This window comes from Collinsella sp. CLA-JM-H32, from assembly GCF_040098165.1.
GTDB lineage: Bacteria > Actinomycetota > Coriobacteriia > Coriobacteriales > Coriobacteriaceae > Collinsella.
Genome location: NZ_JBBNMZ010000011.1, coordinates 1 through 25524, shown reverse-complemented (window position 1 = coordinate 25524; position 25524 = coordinate 1). Strand labels below are relative to the sequence as shown.

15 protein-coding genes are annotated in these 25524 nt (G+C 61.7%); 4 read left to right on the top strand and 11 right to left on the bottom strand.

Features of this window, described 5'->3' with window-relative positions:
- Nucleotides 1-112: 112 nt before the first annotated feature.
- Entirely contained in the window at nt 113-2260 is a 2148-nt protein-coding gene (locus tag AAA021_RS07690) for a Tex family protein (RefSeq protein ID WP_349088728.1), read from the top strand.
- A gap of 381 nt (nt 2261-2641) precedes the next feature.
- Here the strand turns inward: AAA021_RS07690 and AAA021_RS07685 are convergent, their stop codons facing one another.
- Together AAA021_RS07685 and AAA021_RS07680 are read right to left on the bottom strand one after the other, a co-directional pair.
- The gene (locus AAA021_RS07685; protein WP_196025514.1) at nt 2642-3346 is read right to left on the bottom strand and encodes a transaldolase; all 705 of its coding nucleotides are present in this window, start codon (nt 3344-3346) and stop codon (nt 2642-2644) included.
- A 193-nt stretch (nt 3347-3539) separates the two neighbouring features.
- On the bottom strand, nt 3540-4367 hold the full coding sequence (locus tag AAA021_RS07680; RefSeq protein ID WP_349088727.1) for an HAD-IIB family hydrolase: 828 nt from the start codon (nt 4365-4367) through the stop codon (nt 3540-3542).
- Between the two features lie 75 nt (nt 4368-4442).
- Here AAA021_RS07680 and rlmKL point away from each other — a divergent pair, with 75 nt between their 5' ends.
- On the top strand, nt 4443-6965 hold the full coding sequence (rlmKL, locus tag AAA021_RS07675) for a bifunctional 23S rRNA (guanine(2069)-N(7))-methyltransferase RlmK/23S rRNA (guanine(2445)-N(2))-methyltransferase RlmL (protein ID WP_349088725.1): 2523 nt from the start codon (nt 4443-4445) through the stop codon (nt 6963-6965).
- Nucleotides 6966-7059: 94 nt separating this feature from the next.
- Here rlmKL and AAA021_RS07670 read toward each other — a convergent pair whose 3' ends face one another.
- From AAA021_RS07670 to AAA021_RS07650, 5 genes are all read right to left on the bottom strand, one after another.
- Complete coding sequence (locus AAA021_RS07670) at nt 7060-7773, bottom strand: response regulator transcription factor (RefSeq protein ID WP_055286278.1); 714 nt, start codon at nt 7771-7773, stop codon at nt 7060-7062.
- 4 nt (nt 7774-7777) lie between these two features.
- Nucleotides 7778-9403, bottom strand: a complete 1626-nt coding sequence (locus tag AAA021_RS07665; protein WP_349088723.1) for an ATP-binding protein — start codon at nt 9401-9403, stop codon at nt 7778-7780.
- A 111-nt stretch (nt 9404-9514) separates the two neighbouring features.
- A complete protein-coding gene (locus AAA021_RS07660; protein WP_349088721.1) occupies nt 9515-9709 on the bottom strand; it encodes a hypothetical protein in 195 nt (64 codons plus the stop codon).
- A 61-nt stretch (nt 9710-9770) separates the two neighbouring features.
- Nucleotides 9771-11798, bottom strand: a complete 2028-nt coding sequence (locus AAA021_RS07655) for a KUP/HAK/KT family potassium transporter (protein ID WP_349088720.1) — start codon at nt 11796-11798, stop codon at nt 9771-9773.
- Between the two features lie 159 nt (nt 11799-11957).
- Nucleotides 11958-12833, bottom strand: a complete 876-nt coding sequence (locus AAA021_RS07650; protein ID WP_349088718.1) for a nitroreductase family protein — start codon at nt 12831-12833, stop codon at nt 11958-11960.
- A gap of 213 nt (nt 12834-13046) precedes the next feature.
- Between AAA021_RS07650 and AAA021_RS07645 the strand changes: the two genes are divergently transcribed.
- Entirely contained in the window at nt 13047-15347 is a 2301-nt protein-coding gene (locus AAA021_RS07645) for an LTA synthase family protein (protein ID WP_349088716.1), read from the top strand.
- A 556-nt stretch (nt 15348-15903) separates the two neighbouring features.
- On the opposite strand, the gene AAA021_RS07640 is transcribed toward AAA021_RS07645, so the two are convergent.
- From AAA021_RS07640 to AAA021_RS07625, 4 genes are all read right to left on the bottom strand, one after another.
- Nucleotides 15904-19992, bottom strand: coding sequence for a fibronectin type III domain-containing protein (locus tag AAA021_RS07640; RefSeq protein WP_349088714.1), 4089 nt, complete (start codon nt 19990-19992; stop codon nt 15904-15906).
- 492 nt (nt 19993-20484) lie between these two features.
- Entirely contained in the window at nt 20485-21036 is a 552-nt protein-coding gene (gene bilS, locus AAA021_RS07635) for a flavodoxin family protein BilS (RefSeq protein ID WP_195521279.1), read from the bottom strand.
- A gap of 127 nt (nt 21037-21163) precedes the next feature.
- Nucleotides 21164-23023 (bottom strand): ABC transporter ATP-binding protein, encoded by a 1860-nt coding sequence (locus tag AAA021_RS07630; protein ID WP_349088712.1) that lies wholly within the window; start codon nt 23021-23023, stop codon nt 21164-21166.
- Nucleotides 23024-24904 carry an ABC transporter ATP-binding protein gene (locus AAA021_RS07625; RefSeq protein ID WP_349088710.1) on the bottom strand — a complete coding sequence of 627 codons (1881 nt, stop codon included), beginning with the start codon at nt 24902-24904 and terminating at the stop codon, nt 23024-23026.
- 213 nt (nt 24905-25117) lie between these two features.
- Between AAA021_RS07625 and AAA021_RS07620 the strand changes: the two genes are divergently transcribed.
- A partial coding sequence (locus AAA021_RS07620; RefSeq protein ID WP_349088709.1) for a hypothetical protein occupies nt 25118-25524 on the top strand: 407 nt, incomplete at its 3' end.

Genomic DNA, 25524 nt, shown 5'->3' with positions numbered 1-25524 from the left:
CAAACGTAGTAGATAGGTCGTTTTCGTGGCGCGGCCCCAAAACAGCCTTTTGGGACGGGTGGTATCCTTGGTAGCCCTGTGCTGCAAACGCACCTTAAACGCAAGGAGTCCCATGGATCTTATCGCCCAGCTCGCCCGCGAGCTCAACCTTAAGGCCGCCAACATCGAGGCGGCCGTCAAGCTCATCGACGAGGGCAACACCATCCCCTTTATTTCGCGCTACCGCAAGGAAGCAACGGGCGGTATGGACGACGTCGCCCTGCGCGCGCTCGACGAGCGCCTGTCCTACCTGCGCAATCTTGAGCAGCGTAAAGAGGACGTCATCCTGCTCATCGACGCCCAGGGCAAACTCACGCCCGAACTCGAGCAGCAGATTCGCGAGGCCACGCAGCTCCAGCGTGTCGAGGACCTCTACAAGCCTTACCGCAAAAAGCGCATGACTCGCGCGCAGAAGGCCCGCGAAGCCGGCCTGGAGCCGCTCGCCAACATGATCATCATGCAGGCCTCGGCCAAGGGCAGTGCGCTCGACGCCGCCGCAGCATACGTCAATGAGGAGGCCGGCTTCGACACGCCCGAAAAGGCGCTCGCCGGCGCCGCCGACATCGTGGCCGAGACGGTAGCCGAGGACCCGGAGAACGTCGCCGACCTGCGTGCCTTTACGCAAAACACCGCAGACATCGTCGTCGAGGCCACCGACCCCACCGAGAAGACCCCCTACGAGCCGTACTACAGCTATGATGAGCCGCTGCGCCGTATACCCAACCACCGCGTGCTGGCTATCGACCGCGGTGAGCGCGAGGGCAAGCTCCGCGTGCGCGTGAACGTCGACGGCGCTGCCGCCACGGCACGCCTCGGCAGCCGTTGGCCCCGCCGCCAGGGCGTGTTTGCTCCCGTCTTTGACGCCGCCATCGCTGACGGTTACAAGCGCCTCATGGCCCCCTCGCTGGAGCGCGAAGCCCGCGCCAAGCTCACCGTTCGCGCGCAGACCGAGGCCATCAACGTCTTTGCCAAGAATCTCGAGGGCCTGCTCTCGGCACGCCCTGTGTGCGGTGCCCGCGTGCTCGCGCTCGATCCGGGATACCGCACCGGCTGCAAGGTCGCCGTTATGGACGAGACCGGCAAGCTGCTCGACCACGGCGTGGTCTACCCCACCAAGCCGCGCCACGACGTCGCCGGCACCAAGCGCGAGCTCGCCCGCCTCGTCAAAAAGGACAGCGTCAACACCATCGTCATCGGCAACGGCACCGCCAGCCGCGAGACCGAGGAAGTCGTCTCGGAGTTCATTGCCGAGCAGGCGCCCAACTTGCGATACACCATCGTCAACGAGGCCGGCGCATCGGTGTACTCGGCTTCCGAGCTCGCCAGCCAGGAATACCCCGACCTGGACGTCACCGTGCGTGGCGCCATGAGCCTGGGCCGCCGCCTGCAGGACCCGCTGGCAGAGCTCGTCAAGATTCCGCCCCAGTCCATCGGCGTGGGCCAATACCAGCACGACCTTGACCAGGCCGAGCTTTCGCGCACCCTGGGCCACGTGGTGGAAGACGTCGTTAACCGCGTGGGCGTCGACGTCAACACCGCGAGCGCAAGCCTGCTGGGATACGTATCGGGCATTACGCCGAGCGTGGCCAAGAACATCGTGGCCTACCGCGAGGAAAACGGCGCCTTTACCGATCGCCGCCAGCTTAAGAAGGTCCCCAAGCTGGGGCCCAAGGCATATCTCAACGCCGCGGGCTTCCTGCGCATCAGCGGCGGTAAGAACCCGCTCGACGCGACGAGCGTCCACCCCGAGAGCTACGAGGTAGCCACGGCCGTCCTTGAACGCGCCGGCGTTAAAGCCAGCGAGCTCAGCCGTGGCGGCGTGCCCGACATTGAACGCCGTCTGGGCAGCATCTCGGCGCTGGCAAGCGACCTGGACTGCGGCACCCTCACGCTCATCGACATCGTCAACGAGCTCAAGAAGCCCGGCCGCGACCCGCGTGACGACGCGCCCGAGGTGGTCTTTAGCCGCTCGGCGCTTTCCATCGACGACCTGGAGCCCGGTATGGAACTCAAGGGCACGGTGCGCAACGTTGTGGACTTTGGCGCCTTCGTCGACGTGGGCGTGCACCAGGACGGCCTCGTACACATCTCCAAGCTGGCCAACCGCTTTGTCAAGCACCCGAGCGACGTGGTGCGCGTCGGTGACACGGTCAAGGTGTGGGTCGAAAAGGTCGATCGCGACCGCAAGAAGATCTCGCTCACCATGGTACAGGGGAAGTAAACCGCCAAAGCAGGGGTACCCCCTGTAGCGACGTGCAAAATCGCGAGTATTCTGCAAATTCCACCGTTCCGGATGCCCCTCAGAGACGAAAAAGCAAAAAACAGCCCCCGTTTTAGCGTCGTCAGAGCCAAAACGGGGGCCGTTCCATGCTTCGGTCAACTGATAAAGACCTTTACCTTGCTGAATACTCTCAATTTTGCACGGCGCAGGCGGGGGTACCTTTGCCCACGGCAGGATATGGAAGCCAATCGCCAACTTGCTGGCAAGCTCGTACCGGCAGCCCCGGCCTTTCCTTTGCCTAGCGCGACCCTCGCGGAGCGCGTGAGCGATAGGGAAAGGAAAGGCCGGGGCGAACAGCCCACGGTACAGTCGGTGTTCGCGCTACGGCAGGATATGGAAACCGAGCGCCGCGATATCCTTGGCAAAACCGCGCACGGTATCGAGCGAGACCTCGTACGGGTCGCGACCAATGTTCTTGCGCTTGGCCAGGATGCTGTTGGGCACCGTAATGATCTGGCAACCGCAGGCCTCGGCCTGGTAAATGTTGATGAGCTCGCGCGTGGACGCCCACAGGACCTCGCAGTTGGGCTTTGCGGCGGCCTTCTTGACCGACTCCGTCATAAACGGAATGGGGTCGACGCCGGTATCGGCGATGCGGCCGGCAAAGAGCGAGATGATGGACGGCGTCTCGGCGTCGACGGCCTCGACCATCTCATCAACCTGCGTAGGCGTAAAGATGGTGGTGACGTTGACCTTGATGCCGTCGGCCGAAAGCTTGCGCACCAGCTCGGCGGTGGACTCGCCCTTGGTGGTCACGCACGGAATCTTGACGTAGACGTTCTCGGCCCAGGTAGCGATCTCGCGCGCCTCGACCTCCATGGTCTCGACGTCGTCGGCAAAGACCTCAAACGAGACGGACACATCGGTGATGTGGGCCAGGACCTCCTTGGCAAACGCGCGGTAATCCGTCACGCCGCCCTTCTTCATAAGGGACGGGTTGGTCGTGAAACCCTGAACGTTGCCGTTCTCGTACATGTCGAGCATGCCCTCGAGGTTTGCACCGTCAGCGAACACCTTGATTGCCATCTGCCTGATTCCTTTCGCTAGCATACGGCCGATAAACTGCTAAACACTTTACCTACGTTTATCAAGGCGTGAGCTGCGGTTTTTTATCTTCTCGGCGAACGGTATAAACACCTCAGTGTTTGGATTGATAAATCGATTGAGCATGCAAAAGCAAAGAGTCGCAGTTTGAGCAAACGTCAGAACGTGGGATTCATTAGATGAGGCCAAAATGCTGCATCGCTGTGACGGTGCCGTCGTGTGCGACATCATCAGTCACGTAGTCGGCGAGCGCCTTGACCTCGGGCATAGCGTTGCCCATGGCCACGGCCGTCTCGACAGCGGCGAGCATACCCAGATCGTTGCCGGAATCGCCAAAGCCAAAGGTGCGCGCGTTGCCGGTGCGACCCAGGTATTCCAGCGCTCGCGCCACGCCCACGCCCTTGTCAATGCCCTTGGGGCTCAGCTCGCGATTCTGGCCACCGGTGTTGCACAGCTCAAACTCGCGATCGATAAAGCCGTCATCGTTGGCCACGCGAGCCAAACTGGGCACACTGAGGCATACCTTGCCCACGCGCAGACTGCCGTCGACGCGCATTTCCTCGGTGCTGTGCACCACAGAAGTGCCGATCAGAGACGACTGCTCAACACCCGCGGGTTCCAGGGCAAAAGTAGCCACGTTGGTCTCGAAAAAGGCCTCAATCCCTGCCGCGGCCATACGGCGCGCAAGCTCCTCAATAACGTCCTCGTCAAAGCAGTCCTCATGCACCACGCAGCCCTCGACCTCGAGCGTCGCTCCCGCCATGGCAACGACACCCGCCGGGTTCAGCGCGCGCAGACCATCGGCAATCAGCCACAAGGGACGACCCGTGCAGATAAATGCATGGTGTCCCGCGTCGCGCAGACGATGAAACGCCTCGACGACCGCCTGCGAGGGATGAACCGCCGAAAAGTCCTTGTCGGTCATGTTGTCGGGATCGAACGACGTCAGCGTGCCGTCCACGTCAAAAAAGAGCACGGCGGAATCGGGGCACGCATCAATCATATGGGTTCCTTTCAGGGGCGAGAGTAAACGAAGTATCCATCATATAATGGAGCGACGCAACCAGAGAGGTCACCCATGGAATTTTACGCAAGCTGCCCCGAGGGCTTTGAGTCCGCACTCGCCGATGAGCTTAAACGCCTCGGGCTTTCGCATGTTCGCCGGCTAAAGGGCCGCGCTACATTTGAGGGCGAGCTCGAAGAAGGCTACCGCGCCTGTCTGTGGTCGCGCCTGGCGAGCCGTGTGTTCGTGGTACTCGGGCGCTTTGAGGCGCAGGATGCCGATGAGCTGTACGACAGCGTTTACGACATCACCTGGGAGACCATCATCCGCCCCGGCGCCACCATCGCCATCACCGCCCGCGGCGTGACCGAGCAGCTGCGCAACACGCGTTTCTCGGCCCTGCGCGCCAAGGACGCGCTGTGCGACCGTCTGGCCGAGACCACGGGCCGTCGCGCCGATGTCGACGCCGCCGATCCCGACGTTCACCTGTTGCTTTCGCTGCGTCAGCGTCGCGCGAGCATCAGCCTGGACCTTTCGGGCGACCCGCTGTTCAAGCGTCTGCCGCCCGCTGCGACTCGTGCCGGCGAGGGCGCACACGTGTTGCGCCCCGACTACGCCGCCCTGGTGCTGGCGCAGGTCGGCTGGACCGCACTATGCGAGCGCGAGCTGACGGCCGACGATTACGAAAACGAAGCCCTTCCCACGCTGATCGATGCCTCGTGCGCCGGCGGCGGTCTGCTGCTGGAGGCCGTGAACATTCTGACCGACCGCGCCCCGGGCGCCGCACGCGAGCGCTGGGGCTTTGAGGGCTGGCAGCTGCACGACGCTGTCCTGTGGGAGCAGCTGCTTGCCGAGGCGCGCGAGCGCGAGGCGGCAGCGCGCGAGCGCCAGGCGCGCATCGTGGCCGTAGACATCGACCCCGCCGCCCGCAAGACTGCCGAGCGCATGGTCAAGTGCGCCGGCTACAAGCGTTTTGTCGACTTTTGTGCCGCCAAGCCCGCCACCGTGCTGGACCATGCGGGCGCCGTCGCCGGTGCCGCCCTGGTCGCGGACACGACCGAGACCCCGCTTTCGCTCATGCACGATGCCATGACGCTCATCGGCGAGCTGCGCCGCGCCCCCGAGCTCGCTTCGGCGCCGGTCGCCGCTCTCACCCGCGACGGCTTGCTGGCCCGCGCGCTCCACGCCGAGCCCGAGCGCTCGATCGCCGTCATGCCCAATAACGAGGAGGCGGCTCTTGAGGTTTGGCCCTCGCTCGACCACGCCGCCGCGGCATTCGAAGCTGCGACCAGCGCAGATGCCGAGGAGCAGACCGCAGATGCCCAAGGCGAAGCCGCCGACACCCTCATGCCCGAACCTACCGCCACGCTCGACCTGGGCGACGGCAAGCCGCTGCCCGTGCTCATCCCGGAGTCCGAGCAGTTCGCCAACCGCCTGCGCAAGAACGCCCGTCTGCGTCGAAAGTGGGCAAAGCGCGAGGGCGTGAGCTGCTACCGCGTCTACGATGCCGACCTGCCCGACTACTCCGCTGCCATCGACCTGTACGAGGGTTGCCCGCAGACGCCGGGCCGCTGGCTCGTCATCGCCGAATACGCCGCGCCCAAGACCATCGACCCCGCACTGGCCCAGGCCCGTATGCTCGACATCTTGGCCATCGCGCCGCGCATCCTGGATGTTCCGGCCGAGCATGTGCACGCCAAGGCCCGCATGCGTTCGCGCGGCGGCTCGCAGTACGGCAAGCAGGGCGCCGGCAAGGGCGCATCGGGCGAGCGTGCCAATATCGCACGCCGTCGTCTGCCGCTCATCGAAGAGGGCGGCCTCACCTTTGCCGTCAACTTTGACGACTATCTGGATGTGGGCATCTTCCTGGATCACCGCGTCACCCGCAACCTAGTGCGCGAGCACGCCAAACAGGCGCGCCGCTTCCTCAACCTGTTCGCCTACACCGGCACTGCCACCTGCTACGCGGCCGATGGCGGCGTCGAGGAGACCGTGACGGTCGACCTCTCCAACACCTATCTGGACTGGGCCGAGCGCAACATGCGCCAGAACGGCTTTGTGGGGCCGCAGCATCATTTTGTGCGCGACGACGTGCTTGCCTGGATTCGCGACCAGCGCCAGACGCGCAACCGCTGGGACCTGATCTTTGTCGACCCGCCCACGTTCTCGAACTCGTCAAAGATGGGCCGCCGTACCTGGGATGTCCAGCGCGACCATGTTGAGCTTTTGGCCGGCGTATCTCGCCTGCTCGCGCAGGGCGGCCATGCCATCTTCAGCTGCAACCTGCGCGGCTTCCGCCCCGAAACGCGCAAGCTCGCGCGCGCGGGCGTCGTGCTGGAGGACATTACGGCGCAGACCATTCCCGAGGACTTCGCACGTAACCAGAAGGTGCACCACTGCTATATCGTGCGCCGCCTGCCCATTGAGGACGCCATGGCCGAGGTCGGCTTTAGCGCCGAGGAGATTGCCGAGCGAACCGAGGAGCTGCGCAACCCCGAGGCCCGTAAGCCTCGCGCGGCAGTGCCCGCGCACGCGCAGGCCGGCAACGGCAAGCCTAAAAAGAAGAAGTTCTACGCCAGCAAGCCCAAAGGCAAATAACAAAGTTGCGGTGGAATACGGACTGTTTTGCCTGGAATTAGGCAAATATAGACCGTATTTCACCGCAACTCATAGTGGGATGGTGGCCGGCGATCTAGCCTTGGGTGACCAATCGGTAACCGATACCCACATGCGTTTGAATATAGCGCGGATGCGCGGGATCGGACTCGATCTTCTTGCGCAGCGTGCCCATAAAGACACGCAGGCTCGCCAGGTCGCTCTTAGTTGCCGTGCCCCAAATCTCGTGCAGGATAAACTGGTGCGTCAGCACTTTGTCGGCGTTGTGTGCCAGCAGGCACAGGAGCTTATACTCGATCGGCGTCAGATGCAGTTCCTCGCCATCCATCGTGGCGATGCCGGCATCAAAATCGATATGCAGCTCACCGGTATCGAACGAGCCCTCGGAGGCAACACCGCCCGTTTGCGCATACGAAAGGCGCCTGAGCGTCGTGCGAATACGCGCGAGCAGCTCCTCGACCGAAAACGGCTTGGTCAGATAGTCGTCAGCACCGGCATCGAGCGCGCGGATTTTGTCCGCATCCTCGCTGCGCGCCGAGACCACGATAATCGGCATGCCCGACCATGCGCGCACCGACTCCACCACCTTGACGCCGTCCATATCGGGCAGGCCCAGATCGAGCAGCACAATGCTCGGCGTCTGCGACGAGGCGGCGGCGATGGCGGCATGGGCGGTCTCCACGGCCATATGGCGCAAGCCGTGCGCCTCGAGCGCAGCAACAATAAGATTGCGAACGGCAGGGTCGTCCTCAACGACCAAGATGAGCGGTTTTACGGCAGAGTTCGGCACAGCGCTACTCCTTATCAAACGAAACGTCGGCGACGGGAAGCTCAATCGTAAAGACCGAGCCGTGCGGGTCCGCCGCGGCAACCTCTATGCTACCGCCATGCGCCAGCGCAATGGAGCGGCAGAGCGAAAGACCCAGGCCCACGCTGCGATGGCTGTCGGCAAGACCGTGGTTGGCGGTGTAGAACGACTCAAAGATTCGCTCGCGGTCCTCGGGCGCAATGCCCGGGCCGTCATCGGCCACCGAGCACGCCACGCGTCCATCGTCGACGGTAATCGAAATCATGATATGCGAGCCTGCGGGCGTATAGGTGATGGCGTTGTTCACCAGATTGACCACCAGCTGCACCATCAGGCGCGCATCGACGTTGACGAGCGCCGGCTCATCGCACGCCACCACCTTAAGGTCGTGCTCGCGCACGGCAGGGTTCACGTGGCGCAGCGCCTCCTCCACGATATCGTCCATGAGCTCGAGCGTGGTCGACAGGCGCATACCGCCGCCCTCGAGCTTGGTGATGGCGAGCAGGTTCTCGACGGTGGCGTTGAGCCATTGCGCATCCGAGCGAATGGACAGGAGCAGGCCGCGGCGCGTCTGGGCGTCGAGCACGGCCGTGCCGGTCGAGCCCTGGTCGAGCAGCACGTCGGCATTGCCCGAAATACTGGTGAGCGGCGTACGCAGATCGTGCGAGATGGAGCGCAGCAGGTTGGCGCGCAGCTGCTCGTTTTTGGCAAGCACCGCCGCCTCCTCGCGGGCCTCCATGGCGCGGGCGCGATCGAGCGCCAGCTCGCCTTCGCTCACGATGGCATCGGCAAGTGTGCGCTCCTCGTGCGTCAGCACGTCGGGCTCGGCAACGATAGCCAGCACGCCCACCACCGAGCCGGGGTCGCCCGAGCGCACGAAGCCGTCGCCCGTGCGAACCGTCAGGTAGATGCCATAAAACGCCGAACCGCCAAACGTGGCGTCGAGCGGCGTTCCCACATAGGCGGACGCCGAGAGCCGCGGCGGCATCTGAGGCGCCAGTTCGTGCACCGGCGCGGCATCGCCCACGGCCGTGTACGTCGCACGCGGCAGCAGGTCATCGCCCTCGTCGTCGGCGCTGTACCACACGACCGGACAGCCCGAAAGACGCGCCAGCTGCGTGGCCATGGCGTGAACGATCTGATGCTGGTCGGCGCACCGTTGCAGCATGCGGTTGGTCTCGAGCACCATATGCGTGCGGCGGTCGCTAGCGGCAGCCTGTGCCAAGGCGCGGCGCAGGGCCAACGCAATCGAGCTCGACACAAGCGAGACCACGAACATGATGAAGAACATGCCGGGATAGACGCGGTCGATAAGCGACAGCGAGCAGCGCGGGTCGACAAACAAGAAGTTGTAGAGCGCCACGGCGGCAGCCGAGCTCAGCAAGCAATACAGGCGACTCCAGGTAAAGAATGCGCACAGCTGAACGGCGAACACATAGACGATCATGATGCTCGGCGCGAGACCCGGATGGTCGAGCAGCGCGCCCACAATCGTCGCCGCGACCAGCAGCCCCACCGATACGCAGGCGTCATACAGAGGAGTGCGGCGCGTCAGCGTTGTGCGCCGCCACCAAAAGCTATCGGCAATATCGCCGTCCGTACGGACGTCCATCAGCGCCCAGCCCCTCTCTCAAAAACAAAAACCACCACAGAGGGACAGGCACCTTTGTGGTGGTTTCCCTTGTGGTGGTTCCAAGTGTATAGCCTTTGCAACCGGCGGTCGCTAGACAAACAGCACGTGCGCGAGCAGTGCGCACACGCACGCCGCTCCAAATACCAGTGCCACGATCGAGATCACGCGGTCGGCCATGTCCATGTTGGCACGATTCGTAAAGAACCGATCTTCGGCGGCGTCGACACGCGCCTCACGTACCAGCTCGGCAACCACCTCGCGGCCATCAAGCATCTTTGCATCCATGTTTGCCTCCCCGGTCTCAATCTTGTCCATCGAAAACCAACTCCGTGCAACCCGTCGGCGCCTACGGGCGTTCGTTGGGAGCCAGGCGCTGCATCTTGTTCACGGCCTTAAACTTGGTGAACAGCGGCACGTACTCAAAGCTCACGTTGGAGTTCTCCAGGCCGTACCAGCGTGCGGGCGTGCCGGCGGCGCGGCGGATGATGTACTTGAGCGTGATGGCCGTACGCTCGCTGGGCTCCACATCGCTTTCGGGCGCCAGAAGCTTACGGATCAGGACGAACTTGAACGTACCGATGTTACCCGGATCCTTGTAGACCGAGTAGTCATGCGTCTGCGGCGGCAGCTCGCCGGTGGCAGCCAGGTCCTGAACGACCTGACGCAGATAGGCATTGACGCGCTGGTTAATCTTGTAGCCCAGGTACAGATGCACGCGGAACACGTAGTCAGTGCCGAACGTCTCGACCGAATAGGCAAAGGTATGCGGCTCGTCCATGGTCTCGACATTCACGAACCACCAGGCGCGAGCGCGCTTGGGATGCTTGTCCAGAATCGAGTAGACGATATCACGGTCGATGTAATCGGTATGGGTGTCCTTGGTCAGGTACACGATGTTGTCGCTCATGCGCTCATAGCGATCGTCGTCGCGCAGGCGCTTGAGCTGCGGCAGGTAGCTGCGCAGCGGCAGCAGCGTAAACTGGCGCTGCTCGACCGCCGTGCCGTTGTACCAGCACACCATAATGCCCATGATGAGTGCAGCCATGAGGATGGTGAAGTAGCCGCCGTGGAAGAACTTGGTGAGCGAGCTCACGAAGAAGAAGCCTTCGAGCAAAAGGAAGAAGGCCGCGAAGATCCACGGAGCAACCTTGAGCTTGCGCTCCTCGTGCAGGTAGAAGAAGAGCAGCAGCGTGGTGCACATCATAGTCAGCGTAATGGCAAGGCCGTAGGCGGCTTCCATATGCGCCGAGTTCTGGAACAGCAGCACCACGATGACGCAGCCCACGAGCATGACGTTGTTGACCATGGGGATGTAGAGCTGGCCCTTGGTCTCGGCAGGGTAGAAGACCTGCATGTGCGGCATAAGGTCCAGACGGCTGGCCTCGGACACCAGCGAGAATGCGCCGGTGATGAGCGCCTGCGAGGCGATGATGGCCGCAACGGTGGAAAGGCCTACGGCAAACGGGCGCAGGCCCGGGGCGAGCATCTGGTAGAACGGGTTGAGGTCGGCAATGCCCATGAGCTCGGGGTTGGCAGCGTTGTTCATAAGCCAAGCGCCCTGGCCCATATAGGAAAGCAGCAGGCAGCACTTAACGAACGGCCAGGTAGCGTAGATGTTGCCGCGACCGACGTGGCCCATGTCGGAGTAGAGCGCCTCGGCACCGGTGGTGGCGAGGAAGCAGCTGCCCAGAATCATGATGCCCGCGTGGTTGTTGGGGCTCAACAAAAAGGCGATGCCGCGCACCGGGTTGAGGCACAGCAGCACGGCGGGGTGCTGGAAGACAAAGAACAAACCCGTGCCGCCCAGGAACAGGAACCACAGCGTCATGATGGGGCCAAAGGCATGACCGATCTTGGCCGTACCGATGCGCTGCACCAAGAAGAGCGCGATGATGATGGCGAGCGTAATGGCGACGACGCGGCCCTGATCATCACCGAGCACGGCATGGACCGCCGGGATGGTGCGCAGGCCCTCGATGGCCGTGGTAACGGTAACGGCCGGCGTCAGGATGCCGTCGGCGAGCAACGCGGCGCCACCCAGCATGGCGGGGATGATAAGCCACTTGCCACAGCGCTTGACCAGGCTGTACAGGGCAAAGATGCCGCCCTCACCATGGTTATCGGCGCGCAGCGAGATGAGCACATACTTGATGGTGGTCAGCAGCGTGACCGTCCACACGACAAGGGAGAGCGCGCCGAGCACAAACTCCTCCGTCACGCTTCCGATGCCGCCGTTGCCGGCAACGAGCGCCTTGGTTACATACATGGGGCTGGTGCCGATATCGCCATACACCACGCCCAGCGTGACGAGCATCGCCGAGATGCTCACAGGAATCGCAGCGTGCGAGGCTGCCTCCTTGGCCTTTTGTTCCATAAGCCGGTTTCCTCCCAACTTTAATGTTCGAAGGAATTATAGGTAATCGGCCCATGTTTGAATGACACTGTTTTCCCAGCTAGATAAAGATTTATACAGTCTTTAGGCTACCGCGGCGATATGGAATGTAACAAAGGGACTGTCCCCTTGTCACATTCGTCATTTTCCGAGCCAGTTTTTGAACCACCACTCCATGGAGCGACTCATCTCGGCCATAAAGGGGCTCGTGTGCTTGCGGGTATAGATGTCCGCGACGCGCTCCCCCATCTCGCGGGCATGCGGGCGGAACATCGCGTCCATCTCGGCCACCTGCGCATCCATAGTCGCGGCATCGGCGCGGCAGTAGCGCTCCTCGTGCACCAGGTTCACCACGGGATGCGCGATCGCCGGACGCTCCTTACGGGGCGTGCCGATGATGAGCATCGACAGCGGCATGGTATAGGGCGGCAAGTCCAGCAGCCCGGCAACTTCCTCGGCATTCTCGATAACATCGCCGATGTAGCAGCTCCCCAGGCCCAGGGCCTCGGCGGCAACCACGGCGTTTTGCGCGGCGATCACGGCGTCTTGGGCCGCGATGGCAAAGTCACCCAAACCCGGCGCGCGGCGGGGCGCCTTACCCGTGCGCTCGACAAACTCGGGCTCAAAGCAGCCCACGTGCTCAAACAGATCGATCCACTTGGCATAATCGACCACAAATATGAGTGCCCAGGGCGCCTTGGCGATCATGGGCTGGTGGTCGCACAGGTCGGCCAGGCGGTCGAGCGTAGCCTGCTCGCGAATGCTTACGATGGAATACATCATCATGGCGCCCGCCGACGGCGCGCGACTCGCAGCATGCAGAATCGCCGCACGCTGCTCGTCGGTCACCGCCACGGGACGGTCGTCGTCATCACGCGCAAAGGCCCGCGTAGACGAGCGATGCTCCAACGTGTCCAGCACCGCATTGCCCGTAGTCTCGACCGGATAACCGTTCGCATCCACGGCCGCGGCTCTGCCGCAGTACTCGGCGCCCGTCATACAAACCCGCTCGTTCATCGCCTCATCCTCGCTAATTCTTTAAGAAGCCTTTACGTTTCCGTGTAATTCCCATCCATTATCGTGCAGGTCGCCACTACATTGCGCCACACCGCCACACGTGCGCGTTAATATGGCTGGTTGTTGTGCGTAGCCACCAATTGCGGCGCATATCTTGGTAACAATCGGGTAAACCCCCGCTTTCGTAGGTTTTAGTTTGTGAGGAGTCTCAGCATGTTCGCTGCCGCCATCTCGCTCGTCGGTCTTGCGGCGACCGTCTACCTTGTTTTGCGCGAGACCAAGGCCATTCGCGCTCAGTCGGGCACCGTTGCCAAAAGCGCTCTTGGGTGGAGCGTCGCCTTCGGCCTGTTCCAGCTCTTTTTGACCATTTGGGGCGCTATTGGTCTCGTCGCCCAAAACGAGCCGCTCGCCTTCGTGATGCTCATCCTGACCAACGCCATTCTCACCGGTTGCGCCTGGGCCAGCATCGCCCGCGACCGCATCGCTCCGCGCGTCTTTGCATTCGCCGAGCCCGACGCCCCCGCCCCCACCGGCAAGCTTGCCCGCCTGCGCGGCGCCTTCGTGGGCAAACCGCTCGTCGCGGCCGTCCTGTGCTTGCTGCTCGCCGGCGTCTTTGCGCTGCTGGGCATGGAGGTCTCGTCCAACCACGACTTTACCTGGGTCTACCCCCTGTGCATCCTGCTCGAGTGGGCCATCATCACCACGCTCATGGTCGGCCTGTTCTTCCTGTTCCAGCGCCACGGTGCAGCTCCCGCGGTCCTGGCCTTTGCCCTCTTTGTCCTGGGCATTGCCGAGTTCTTCGTCATCACGTTTAAATCCATGCCCATCCAACCGGGCGACCTTTCGGCCATCTCCACCGCCGCCGCGGTCGCCGGCACCGGCTACACCTTCTCGATCTCACTGTTCTGCGTGCTGTCCATGGGCTTTACCGCCATCGCCATGCTGCTATGCGAGTACGCCGGCCTGGTGGCACCGCACCGTCAGAAGGGCGCCGCCAACGCCAAGCGCATGCTGCTCACCAACCTGCTCGTCGCCGTGCTGTGCCTGGGCGGTGTGACCGCACACGTCACGCTCATCGACTACTACAACACCCTCGGCATCACCGTCTACACCTGGCGTCCGCTCGAGAGCTACTGGCGCGAGGGCTACCTGCCCGCTTTCATTAGCGCAGCGCAGTCCATCAAGCCGCCCAAACCCGCCGACTACTCCGTCGACGATGCCAAGGCCACGCTCAAAAAGTACGCCAAGGCCTACGACAAGTCCGACGCGGCCAAGAGCGACGAGCGCACCGCCGCAAAGGAGCAGTTCGATAGCGAGAAGCCCACGGTCATCGCCATCATGAACGAGACCTTCTCGGATCTTTCGATCTACCAGAACATGCGCGCCGGCTACGAGGGCCCGCAGTACTTTAAGAACCTGTCCAACTGCCTCAGCCGCGGCAAGCTCTATGTGAGCGCCTACGGCGGCGGTACCGCCAATACCGAGTTTGAGTTTATGACCGGCAACTCCATGGCCAACCTGGGTTCGGGCGTGTACCCCTATACCATTTACGACATGGAGACGACCGGGAACCTGGCAGAGCAGTTCAAATCGCTCGGCTATTCTACCACGGCCATGCACCCCAACCACGCCACCAACTGGAACCGCGAGAACGTCTACAAGGACTTTGGCTTTGACCAGTTCCTGTCCATCAACGATTTCCAGGGCGCCGATACCCTGCGCGGCATGGTGACCGACCAGGCCACCTACGACAAGATTCTTGAGCTGCTCGACCAGAATGCCGATCCACAGTTTATCTTCGACGTGACCATGCAGAACCACTCGGGCTACGATACGGGCCTGCTGCCGGTCGACAAGCAGATGCACCTGAATATCGACACGACCGACCTGGACACCAAGACCGTCGAGGATGGCACGCTCTCCGATGTCGACGAGTATGTCTCGTGCATCGAGCAGTCCGACCAGGCGCTTCGCTACTTCCTCAACGCCCTGAGCAAGCTCGACCGTAAGGTGGTCGTGGTGTTCTGGGGCGACCACCAGCCGTTCTTCCCGTCCAAGTTCAACGACAAGTGGTTTACCGGCGAGGACGATGCCACGCATCAGGAGCGCCTGTGGCAAACCGACTACATCATCTGGGCCAACTACGACGTTGCCGGCTGCGACCAGACGAGCGAGGTCGACGACCTGTCCACCAACTACCTGTCCACGCAGCTTATGCAGCTGATCGGTGCCCCGCTGACCGACTACCAGAAAGCGCACATGACGCTGCGCGAGTCGCTGCCCGCCATCAACTCCGTCGGCTACGAGGACGCCAGCCTGCGCTGGGCGCTCTCCTCCAACGTCACCGGTGACGACGCCGATGCCGCAGCCGCAACCAAGGCGCGCGAGGATTACGCCAAGATGCAGTATTATGAGATGTTCCGCGACGGCAAGAATGTCTACACCGAGCACTTCCAGACCGAGGCCAACGAGACCGACCCCAACCTGGCACCGGGTACGACCAAGATCAAGTAACGGGCCTGTATCCCGGTTCGTCTGCCCGGTCGGCGCGGAATGTAAGATTCCCTGCTCGGGCAGTCCTGCTCGCACGGAGAGCACATTAAGTGCTCTCCGGCTCGTGCGGAACTCGCGATGAACCTTACATTCCGCGCCGACCGGGCAGACGCCTCGGTGTTGAAGCGCGGCTTGTCATAGGGGTATCCGCAACATATATAAGTTGAAGGCCACGTCATGTGGCCTTCTTTGTTTGCGGAAAGTGTGTCCCGGAATTCTTGTCTGGAATGGGATGCAGTTTCCGCTTGGGGACCCGATTGGGAAAGTGTGTCCCACTATTCAGCTGGATTCCGGGATGTATTTTCCGGTTGAGGCTCGTTGGGAAAGTGCGTCCCGGTCTGGGCGCTCAAACTGGGATGGATTTTCCGGATGAGGGCTTGACGGAAAATGTGTCCCGTTCCGGGCGCTAATTGTGGGATGCAGTTTCCGCTTGCGGAGTCTCCACTCAACAGAAAACCCGGGTGGCCTGTTTTTTGGCTACCCGGGTTTTTGGGTTGTCGATATGTTCGACTGGCTGCTAGTGGGTCTTGCGACGCTTGATCAGCATGATGAGGGCTATCACTACGAGCGTTGCTCCCGCTGCTGCTGCGGTGGCGACTAGGGCGAATGTTTGGTCGCCGGTGTTTGCGAGGTTCTTCGCTGTGGTCGTAGTCTTGACCTTGGTGTCGATCTTAGCTCCGTTGTCGGACTTGGGCTTGTCCGGGTTCGTCGGGGTCTCAGGAGTCTCGGGGTCCTTTGAGCCTTCGGAATCGGTTGGGCCGGCGGTGTTTACCAGCGTATGGTCCAGGAACTTCTTGGCGCCCGCACTTGCCTGTGAGAACAGGCGGCGCGTGCGGATCGGGGTGGCGTTCACCGTTGTGGGCGCCGTCTCCTCGGCCTCGATATTCACGAGCGTCGTGCCGGTGTCGAGGCCCACGTCGTTGTATCCCACGTGGCAGTAATACTGCGCACCGTCATCGTCTGCGGTCAGGTCAATCTCGAGCCTTGAGGCCGTTCCAGCCGCGAGGTTGCCATCGGCACCCACGAGCTTAAACTCTGTCTCGCCGCGGCCCTTGCGGTACCACATATAGGTCGGTGCCAGCCCTGTTTCGCTATCGTCGGCACCGAGTTGCTTCACATGGCCAATCGCCGAGAGCGTCAGGTGGCTTCCCGCCGCGCGCTCAACCGAAGAGTCGTATCCAAGATCCGACCCCTCCGCAGCATCCGCCGCAGGTCCGCTCACGGTCATCGTCATGCCATCGGGCATGGTCTTGACCGTGATGATTGCCGAGCGAATACCTGTTTCGGTCGTGGATCCATTCTTAACGGCGGCGATGGCGAATCGATACTCCGTATTGGGCTGCAGCCCATCCCACTTGAGCGAGGTCTGCGTGTTGTCGGCAATCTTCCAGCTATTGACGACCGCATCCGCCGCATTGCTCTGCAGCATGCCCACGCCGTAGCTAAAGCCACTCTTGTTTGCGAGTACATCGTCCCAGCTAAACGTAACGCTGGTCGAATCGACGGCGTTTGCCGTAAAGCCCGTCACGGCCGGCGCGTCGGGCATCTCGACGTCCTTAACGTCATAGCCCACGATCCAGAACTGGTCGGTGTCCTTGGTGCCGAGCTTGTCGCCCGAGTCTGCCTCGAACTTGTCGACATCCACCGCGTTGACGCCCAGACGCCACACAAAACCGTACTTGCCCTGCGCGGCCTCGGGCAGGTTGTCGACGGTGCCGCCGTATTCGGTCGATTCACTCGAGGAGTTACCCGTAGTAAAGCCGGCGTTGGCACCAAAGCACAGGCCGCCAAACAACTCGTGCTTTGCGAGCTTCGCGCCCATGACAACGCTGCCGTTCAGCGTCAAGCCGAGCTCGAGCTCCTGCTCCTTGCCCTCCTCGACTTCGATGGTCTGCTCAATGCTCGCCCCCGACTGCGCGGCGGCGCCGTTAAACCCATCGTGCGTGTAGGCGCGCGTTACGCCAGGCTTGCCCAGGCCAAAGGAATCCCCAACGGGAGTCTCGCCGTTGAGCGTCGTTTGATAGGTTCCGGGTTCTCCCGACCGGTTGGTCAAAAAGTAGCTGAGCGGCGTCATATTGTGCTGTTTGGCAATGCGGTCATAGGCCTCGACATTAACGACCGAGGTCTGCGCGCCGAGCGACACGGGCGCCGCCATCACGCCCTTGCCACCAGTTTCCTCATTTTCGATCTCATACTCGTAATAGACCATCGGAATCGTGTAGAGCACGGCCTTGTCTCCCTCGCCGGCATGCGACTCATAGCTTACGCTTGCGCTGACCGTGCGCTCGCTCCGGTAGTCATAGCATCCCTCGGCGGCAAAATCGACTGAAGCATTCATCGCGACCAGGGGCGGACCGATCTGCACCTCGACGGCAACGCCCAACTCGGCGCCAATGGTATAGCCCTGGGATGTCCCCGTGCCCTTTTCCTCTCCGTATGACGTGCCGCCCAACACCAGATAGCCGTATGCCTGCTCCAGATCCTCAACATAGGGCGCATCCTGCAGCACGGCAAGCACGCGCGGGTTGGTATAGACCTTGTAGCGGTCCTTGTACGTGATCTTGACGCTGTCGTTGTCGACATCGGGCAGCGCGAGCGAGATAAATGTGCCGTAGGTAGTGCCGCGACGGTTGCTCTCGCTAATCACCTGCTCCTCGCCGCGGCGCACCTTTCCGTTCTCGTCGAGCGAAAAATGCGAGGCGGTCATCCAATAGTAGTCATCGTTCTTGCGCAGGTCCTCGTCGCGGTGCTTGCCCACCACGGCGATAAAGCTCTCGTTATAGCGGCCCGAACCCGAGACGCTGCCCGCCTTGACGTCGCTGATCCACACCTGTTCTATACCCTTGTGGTCATGCTTGTTGCTGCTGTTGTATTGCTGACCGCTCATGCTCATGGTTCCGACCATGGACCCCAAGCCCTGAGCCCCGCTCTGTGCCGTGTTGCAGGCAAAGTCGCGGAACACATCGCCGCCCACGAGCACCTCGTCAACCGCCAGCTGCTCGGACAGGCCGTCAAGGTTGGCAGTGGCAAGGGCAATAGGCGCCAAGGTGCACGGATAGCGCTTATCCTGAGCGCTATCCTTCCATGCGCTGTTGGGCACATGCATCAGCCCATAGGAGGCGAGGAGCCCGTCTCTGTATTCCTTACAATCGGAAAGCTTGAACTCGCCAGACTCCGAGTCAAAATACGCGTAGCGGTACAGCGCGCCGTACAGCCCCTTGCTGCCGTCAGAAGCGCCGTAATCAAAAGCGCTGCGTTGCCAGTCATAGCCCGCAAGAATAAGGCCCGTGACGGTTTCACCCGTCTTCTTTCCTTCTTCATCGTAGGCGGCAAACGTGCCGAACGTCGCATTCGCAGCGACCATGGTCTTGCCGTTCGCGGAGAGGGAGATTGCGCCCGCGTCGCCCAGAGCATCGACATGGACGAGCGCACCCTTGGATGCATCCCACGAAAACAGCTCGCAATGCGTCGACTTATCAATATTCTTCTTGCCGTAGGGTGCCGAGACCACGATGGCGAGGTCATCGCAAAAATCGCGATCGAGGTCGCCGGCCGCTAGCGAAACGACAGGAGCTGACTGAAGCTGCGTCCAGGAGTCGTTCCCGCCCTTGTTGTGCGTGGTGTAGTCCGCGGCGTTACCGGCATCGATCTTGACGACGCTTTGCTTCCAGTTGCCGCCCTCCAAGTCATACATGTCGACTACAGCCTTGCGCACGCCGTTCTCGTCGACATAGCAGCCCGCGTAGACAAAAAGCTCGTCGACGCCGTCGCCATCGACATCGCCCGCCTCGACATCAAAGACGGCGTCGTGCTCTTGCAGGTAACCGGCATCCAGGTACTTAAAACGGCCTTCGTACATCATATTAGTGTTGACCGTCACCGGCAGGTGTGTGTCGAGAGTGCGCGTACGCCCGTTGCTAAACGAGTAGAGGACCAGCTCAACCTTTCCGGCGTATGACTTGCCGTCAATCGTCGTGGAGGAACTGTCGCCGTAGGCACGGAGCTCGGCAACGCGGCTCTTTTTGCCCGTGCTGGCGTCGCTGCAGAACTCAACACTCGTGGCGTGAATGCCCGAGAAACCGTTGTTGTCGTTGGCGAGTACTGTTGAGGACTCATTGTTGCTTAGGTACGACCAGGTGCCGCCACCGTAGTCGCTATGCTTGTAGAGATCGCTGTTCGTATCGAAGTTGTTGACGTTTTGCCAGAACTTTGCGGCGCCCCACACACTTCCATAGCCATCGGTGAGTTTGCTGCTGCCGCCAATGTCACCGCGCTCGACGTTCTCGAGCTTGTCGCGCAGAGTGTAGCGATTGCCATGGCTACCGTTAGCTGCCATATAGACCTCGCTGCGCGTGGCAAACGTCGTGGGGGTATCAGTGGAATAGGGGCCAACGGTATCGGCCGGAATGTCCTCGCTCGTGCCCAGACCCAGGGCTTGATAATCCTGCTCGGTCATATCGGTGATTGCGGGCGCGTCTGCCGCCTGGGCAACCTGGGGCGTGGCCGTGAAGCAGGCGACGCTCGTGGCGATCAACGCAGCAAGCGCCGCCGTCCCAACAAGCGGGATTTTCGACAGCCTACGGATACGGGGGTGTGGAACGTACATGAGGGACCTCGCTTTATTCGAGTGGAGTGGACTCATTTTTGCAAATGATACATCCGATGCCCGATATCACGTGTCTCATTTTCGCCAACGGCGTGTCTCATTTTTGAGAATCCGAGATGCCGCGGAAATCTTATCCCAGCTCAAAGGCCATTTCTGGGATGTATTTTCCGTCGAGTGCCTCATCGGGAAACTGCATCCCATTTCAAGCGTCGATTCTGGGACGCATTTTTCGAAAGCCTGCCCATCCGGAAAGCCCGTCCCACTTTGGACGCATCCGGGCACGGAACCATCGACCTATCAGGCCTCCCATCAATAAAGAGGCGTCCTCCCGGACGGCGGGGCACGAAGTTCATCGCGAGTTCCGCACGCAAAGAAGGCCACTTAATGTGGCCTTCGTCTTGCGCAGGACTGTAGAGCAGGGAACTTCGTGCCCCGACGCCCGGGAGGACGTTTCATTTAGAAAGATGGACCGACCGCCGTCAGCGATGGGAGCTACTCCCCCAGCACGGCCTTTTTGGCGGCTGCAGCCATGTTGTCCAGATCTTCCTTGGTGGGGTGATCCTTTGCGGCGACCCAGTTATCGAGCAGCAACTTAGCGCGGGCGTTGTCGGGATCTTGCTCGAGCATGGCCTCGTAGCGCTGCTTGACCGCGGGACCCATCTTGCCCTGGCACATCGCCCAGCCCGCAAGCTCGGCATCCCCAGCCAAATTGGAGGTCACGCGATCGATAATCTGCTGATAATAGCTCTGGTCGGCGCCAAAACCGCAGGTACCAAAGAGGAAAACGCGCTTGCCGTGCAGAGCGGAGAGCAGCGCGGCAACCGAAGGCGTGCACGCGCCCTTGTCGCACCAAAAACCGACGAGCACCGTGTCGGCCGCGCAGGCGCCCTGCGCCTCGAGCGCAACCTGATCTGCATCCGCATCGTCGCTCAACGCCGCGGCATGGACAAACTCAACGCCCGCAGCCTGCAGAGCGCGCTTGATCGCGCCCGAAACCATCCTGGTATTACCGCTCTTGCTGTTAACCACCAAAGAGCACGTCATAGTCACGTTGCCTCGTTTCCCCCAAAACTAAAGCCACTAATGCAATTTATTAGATGAATATCTTAGTACTAACGTGACAGATGTAAACCACCGTCTGTCGATTGATTAATTTGCCCCACGGGCTTGCTCACTGGGCGAATTGGCTGCGGTAGAGTTCGGCGTAGAAGCCGCCTGCCGCTAGCAGCTCGTCGTGCGTGCCGCACTCGATAATCTGCCCGTCGCGCATCACCAGAATGCAGTCGGCGTTACGAATCGTGCTCAGGCGGTGCGCCACGACAAAGCTTGTGCGGCCAGCCATGAGCTCATCGAATGCCGCCTGCACCTGCAGCTCGGTGCGGGTATCGATGCTCGAGGTCGCCTCGTCCAGCAGCAGAATCGCCGGGTCGGTGAGCATGACGCGCGCGATGCACAGCAGCTGTTTTTGACCCTGGCTAAACGTGCCGCCGTCCTCGCCGATGACCGTATCGTAGCCGCCTGGCAGCTGCACGATAAACTTGTGCGCATGCGCGCGCTTGGCAGCCTCGATAACCTGCTCGCGTGTGGCGTCGGGACAGCCGTAGGCGATGTTTTCCGCCACCGTGCCCTCGAACAGCCAAGTGTCCTGCAGCACCATGCCAAAGGCACGGCGAAGGCTTGCGCGCGTGTAGTCACGCGAAGACCTGCCATCGACCATGATGCGTCCGGCATCGATATCGTAAAAGCGCAGCAGCAGGTTGATGAGCGTCGTCTTGCCGCAGCCCGTGGGGCCGACCAGGGCAAAGCGCATGCCGGGCTTAGCCTCGATGCAGATGTCCTGAAGCAGCTTGCGGTCGGGCACGTAGCTAAAGTCCACATGCTCAAGGGCGACCTCGCCCTGCGGTGCGGCAAGTTCCACGGCATCTGGCGCGTCGGGCTCCTGCTCGCGCGCATCGAGCAGCGCAAACATGCGGCGCGCCGAGGCGTACGCGGTCTGGATCTGCGTAATAACGTTGGTGACCTCGTTGAACGGCTTGGTGTACTGGTTGGCATAGGACAGGAAGATCTGCACGCCGCCCACCGTAAGCGCCGCGGGCACGCCCGTGATCACGCCCACGCAGCCGATCACAGCGACAACGGCATAGATGATGTTATTGATAAAGCGCGTGCCGGGGTTGGAGAGCGAACCCATAAACTGTGCGCGCTCGCCCGCGGTGTAAAGCTCGGCATTGAGGGCATCGAAGCGCTGCTGGGCGTTGGGACCGTAGGCAAAGGCGTCGACAAGCTTTTGCTCGCCTACGTACTCCTCGATATGACCACCGAGCTGCCCTTGAATACGCTGCTGTGCCGTAAAGCTTTTGTTGGAGAGCTTGGCGATAGCACCGGCTGCAAAAATGGAAAGCGGCGTGACGAGTACCACCACGAGCGTCATGGTCAGGTTGATGGAAAGCATAAACGCGAGCGTGCCCACGATGGTAATAACACCGGTGAAGAGCTGCGTGAAGCCCTGCAGCAGACCGTCGCCCACCTGGTCGACGTCGTTGACCACGCGGCTCATGAGGTCGCCGTGGGCATGGCTGTCGATAAAGCTGAGCGGCATGCGGCTGAGCTTATCGCTCGCCTCCACGCGCATGTCGCGCACCGTTTCGTAGGACAGGCGGTTGACGCAGTAGCCCTGCAGCCACTGGAAGGCCGCGGCACCTACCACGACGAGCGCGAGTTTGGTAACGAGCGGCAGCAGCGCGTCGAAGTCCACCTGCCCGGCGGCGACGATAAGGTCGATGCCCTCGCCGATGAGAATCGGCGTGTAGAGCTGCAGAATCACGGAGATGGCGGCACTCACAAACGACGCAACAAACGAAATGCGATGCGGACGAACGTAGCCCATCAGACGGCGAGTCACCGCACCCACGGGATAGCGCTCGGGGTCGCCGGGCTGGCGCGGACCGTCGCCCAGGTCGTTGAGGTTATCGTTACCGGACACGTTGGCCGTCATCGTGGCGACCGAACCGGAGGAAGTGTACGGATTCATTTAGCAGCCCTCCTTTGCGCAAATGGATGCCGGGGCAGTCGGGGCGGACGCGGGGCTTAGGGTGGACGCGGGCGCCGGAGTGGGCGCGAGCGCTGCACTCCCCTGCTGGCCCTCGAGCTCCTCGCGGCGCAGCTGCGACTGGCAAATCTCGCGATAGAGCTGGCGGGTCGCGTACAGCTCGTCATGCGTGCCCAGGCCCGCAACCGAGCCGTGGTCGAGTACGCAGATCATGTCGGCATCGCGAACGGTCGAGACGCGCTGGCTTACGATCACCGTCGTGAGCGGCAGCCCGCCCTCGGCGGCACCGCGCACGCTGCGCTCGCGAATGGCATGGCGAAGCGCCGCGTCGGTCTTAAAGTCGAGCGCCGACGCGGAGTCATCCATGATCAATATCTGAGGCGAACCAACCAAGGCACGCGCGATGGTCAGGCGCTGACGCTGGCCACCGCTAAAGTTCTTGCCGCCCGCCTCGACCGGGGCGTCTAAGCCCTGCGGCTTGTTGCGCACGAACTCGCTGGCCTGCGCCATGTCGAGTGCCGCCCAGAGCTCCTCGTCGGTCGCAGCTTCATCGCGCCAGGTCAGGTTGCTGCGGATGGAGCCGCTCACCAGCGATGCGCGCTGCGGAACGGTCGCGACCACACGGCGCAGCTGGTCGAGCGGCCAGGTGCGCACGTCGGCGCCCATCACGCTCACGCTGCCGGTGCTCGCATCGTACAGGCGCGAGATAAGCGAGACGAGTGTGGACTTGCCGCTGCCCGTGCCGCCGATAATGCCGAGCGTCTTGCCCAGTGGGAGCTCCAGGGTCACATCGTTGACGGCGTTGGCAGCGCCGGCGCCAAAAGAGAAGCTCGCATGGCTCAAGCTCAGCGCAGGAACTGGAGCGACATTGCCCGGCTTGGGCAGCGCAACCGACTGATTGCCCTCGTCGGTGATGCTCGGCTCGCAGTTGAGCACCTCGTTGATACGCGAAGCACTCGCGCTCGCCTTGGTAAAGACCACGACCAGGTTGGCGACGTACACGATGGAGGTCAGGGTCTGCGTCATGTAGTTCACAAACGCCATGACCTGGCCCTGCGTGAGCTCACCCACGTTGACCTGTATGCCGCCCACCCACAGGATGGCGCACACGCCTAGGTTCATCACCAAAAACGTTACGGGGTTAAGGATTGACGAGAGCTTGCCCACCGCGATGGCAGTATTGGCCTGGTCATCGGCGGCTTGGGCAAAACGCTCGCGCTCGTGGTCCTCGCGTACAAAGGCGCGAACCACGCGGACGCCCGAAAGGCCCTCGCGGCAGATAAGCGCGATGCGGTCGAGCTTTGCCTGCAGCTGCTTGTAGTACGGAATGCAGCGTGCCATGACAAACCAAAACACCAGGCCAATGGCGGGCGTGCAGATCAAAAAGATGATGCCGAGCTTAAGGTCGATGGCAAGGGCCGCGCACATGGAGCCCACCGCCAGGAAGGGCCAGCGGATAAGCATGCGCACGCCCAGCGCCACGGCAAGCTGCACCTGGTTGACATCGTTGGTAATGCGCGTGATGAGCGACGGCGTGCCAAAGCGGTCGAGCTCGGCATAGCTCAGCTTGTTGATGTGCTTGTAGAGCGCGCCGCGAATGTCGGTGCCCATGCCCTGCGATGTCAGCGCCGCCATCTTTTGGCAGACGAGCGTAAACGAGATGCCGATCACAGCCATGGCGGCAAGCAGCATACCGTAGTGGATAACGGCGTTCACGTCGTGCGCCCCAATGCCCTTATCGATCATCTGGGCAATCACCAGCGGCGTCAGCAGGTCAAAGATCACTTCGATCAGCTTACACGCAGGGCCAATCACCATATACCGGCGAAACTTACCACCAAAACTCCTGAGCAGCTCAATCATGTATAGGCGCTCCCTATCATCATCCACATTCAATTCGAACCATGATAGTACCGCCACCCCAAAAGAAGCGTAAACAACTCGTCATTTCTAACGGGATTCAGTTTTCAGGGGGGGGGTATACGCGCACACCCAGCCAGTGTCGGGTCAACTAGCATGGTATATTTACATTAGTGCTACCAAGTTAGTCGCCGACCCTTGAAATGAGGTGCCGAGATGAACGACATTCTCGCAAGAAGAGCAAGACGAGCAACTGTGGGCATCGCCCTTTCCGCGGCACTTGTCGCGGGAATCGCCCCCGTAGCGGCGATCGCGGCAGAAACCAGCGCCCCCACCGGCGCAGTTGCCTTGCAGACGGAAGACGCGGCCGCCGCAAAAGAAAAAGCGTATGCAGCCATGCAGGAAGCGCTCAAAAAACTCGAGGCCGCAAAAAACGCCGCAAGTCCCGAGAAAATTGCGGAAATCGATGATGACATTGCCAGTTTTCAAGAGATCCACGACATGGTGGTGGCGGAAGCCGCCAAACGGAGGGAACCCCTTCCCGCCATGCAAGCGAACGTCGATGCAGCCCAAGCCAAATTCGATGAGGCCCACAACCGGACAAGCGGCCTTCAGGCAGAATT

Excerpts from the sequence above, each read along its gene's own strand:
- AAA021_RS07690 (WP_349088728.1), top strand. The coding sequence starts at position 113 with ATGGATCTTATCGCCCAGCTCGCCCGCGAGCTCAACCTTAAGGCCGCC.
- AAA021_RS07685 (WP_196025514.1), bottom strand. The coding sequence starts at position 3,346 with ATGGCAATCAAGGTGTTCGCTGACGGTGCAAACCTCGAGGGCATGCTC.
- AAA021_RS07680 (WP_349088727.1), bottom strand. The coding sequence starts at position 4,367 with ATGATTGATGCGTGCCCCGATTCCGCCGTGCTCTTTTTTGACGTGGAC.
- rlmKL (WP_349088725.1), top strand. The coding sequence starts at position 4,443 with ATGGAATTTTACGCAAGCTGCCCCGAGGGCTTTGAGTCCGCACTCGCC.
- AAA021_RS07665 (WP_349088723.1), bottom strand. The coding sequence starts at position 9,403 with ATGGACGTCCGTACGGACGGCGATATTGCCGATAGCTTTTGGTGGCGG.
- AAA021_RS07660 (WP_349088721.1), bottom strand. The coding sequence starts at position 9,709 with ATGGATGCAAAGATGCTTGATGGCCGCGAGGTGGTTGCCGAGCTGGTA.
- AAA021_RS07655 (WP_349088720.1), bottom strand. The coding sequence starts at position 11,798 with ATGGAACAAAAGGCCAAGGAGGCAGCCTCGCACGCTGCGATTCCTGTG.
- AAA021_RS07650 (WP_349088718.1), bottom strand. The coding sequence starts at position 12,833 with ATGAACGAGCGGGTTTGTATGACGGGCGCCGAGTACTGCGGCAGAGCC.
- AAA021_RS07645 (WP_349088716.1), top strand. The coding sequence starts at position 13,047 with ATGTTCGCTGCCGCCATCTCGCTCGTCGGTCTTGCGGCGACCGTCTAC.
- AAA021_RS07640 (WP_349088714.1), bottom strand. The coding sequence starts at position 19,992 with ATGTACGTTCCACACCCCCGTATCCGTAGGCTGTCGAAAATCCCGCTT.
- bilS (WP_195521279.1), bottom strand. The coding sequence starts at position 21,036 with ATGACGTGCTCTTTGGTGGTTAACAGCAAGAGCGGTAATACCAGGATG.
- AAA021_RS07630 (WP_349088712.1), bottom strand. The coding sequence starts at position 23,023 with ATGAATCCGTACACTTCCTCCGGTTCGGTCGCCACGATGACGGCCAAC.
- AAA021_RS07625 (WP_349088710.1), bottom strand. The coding sequence starts at position 24,904 with ATGATTGAGCTGCTCAGGAGTTTTGGTGGTAAGTTTCGCCGGTATATG.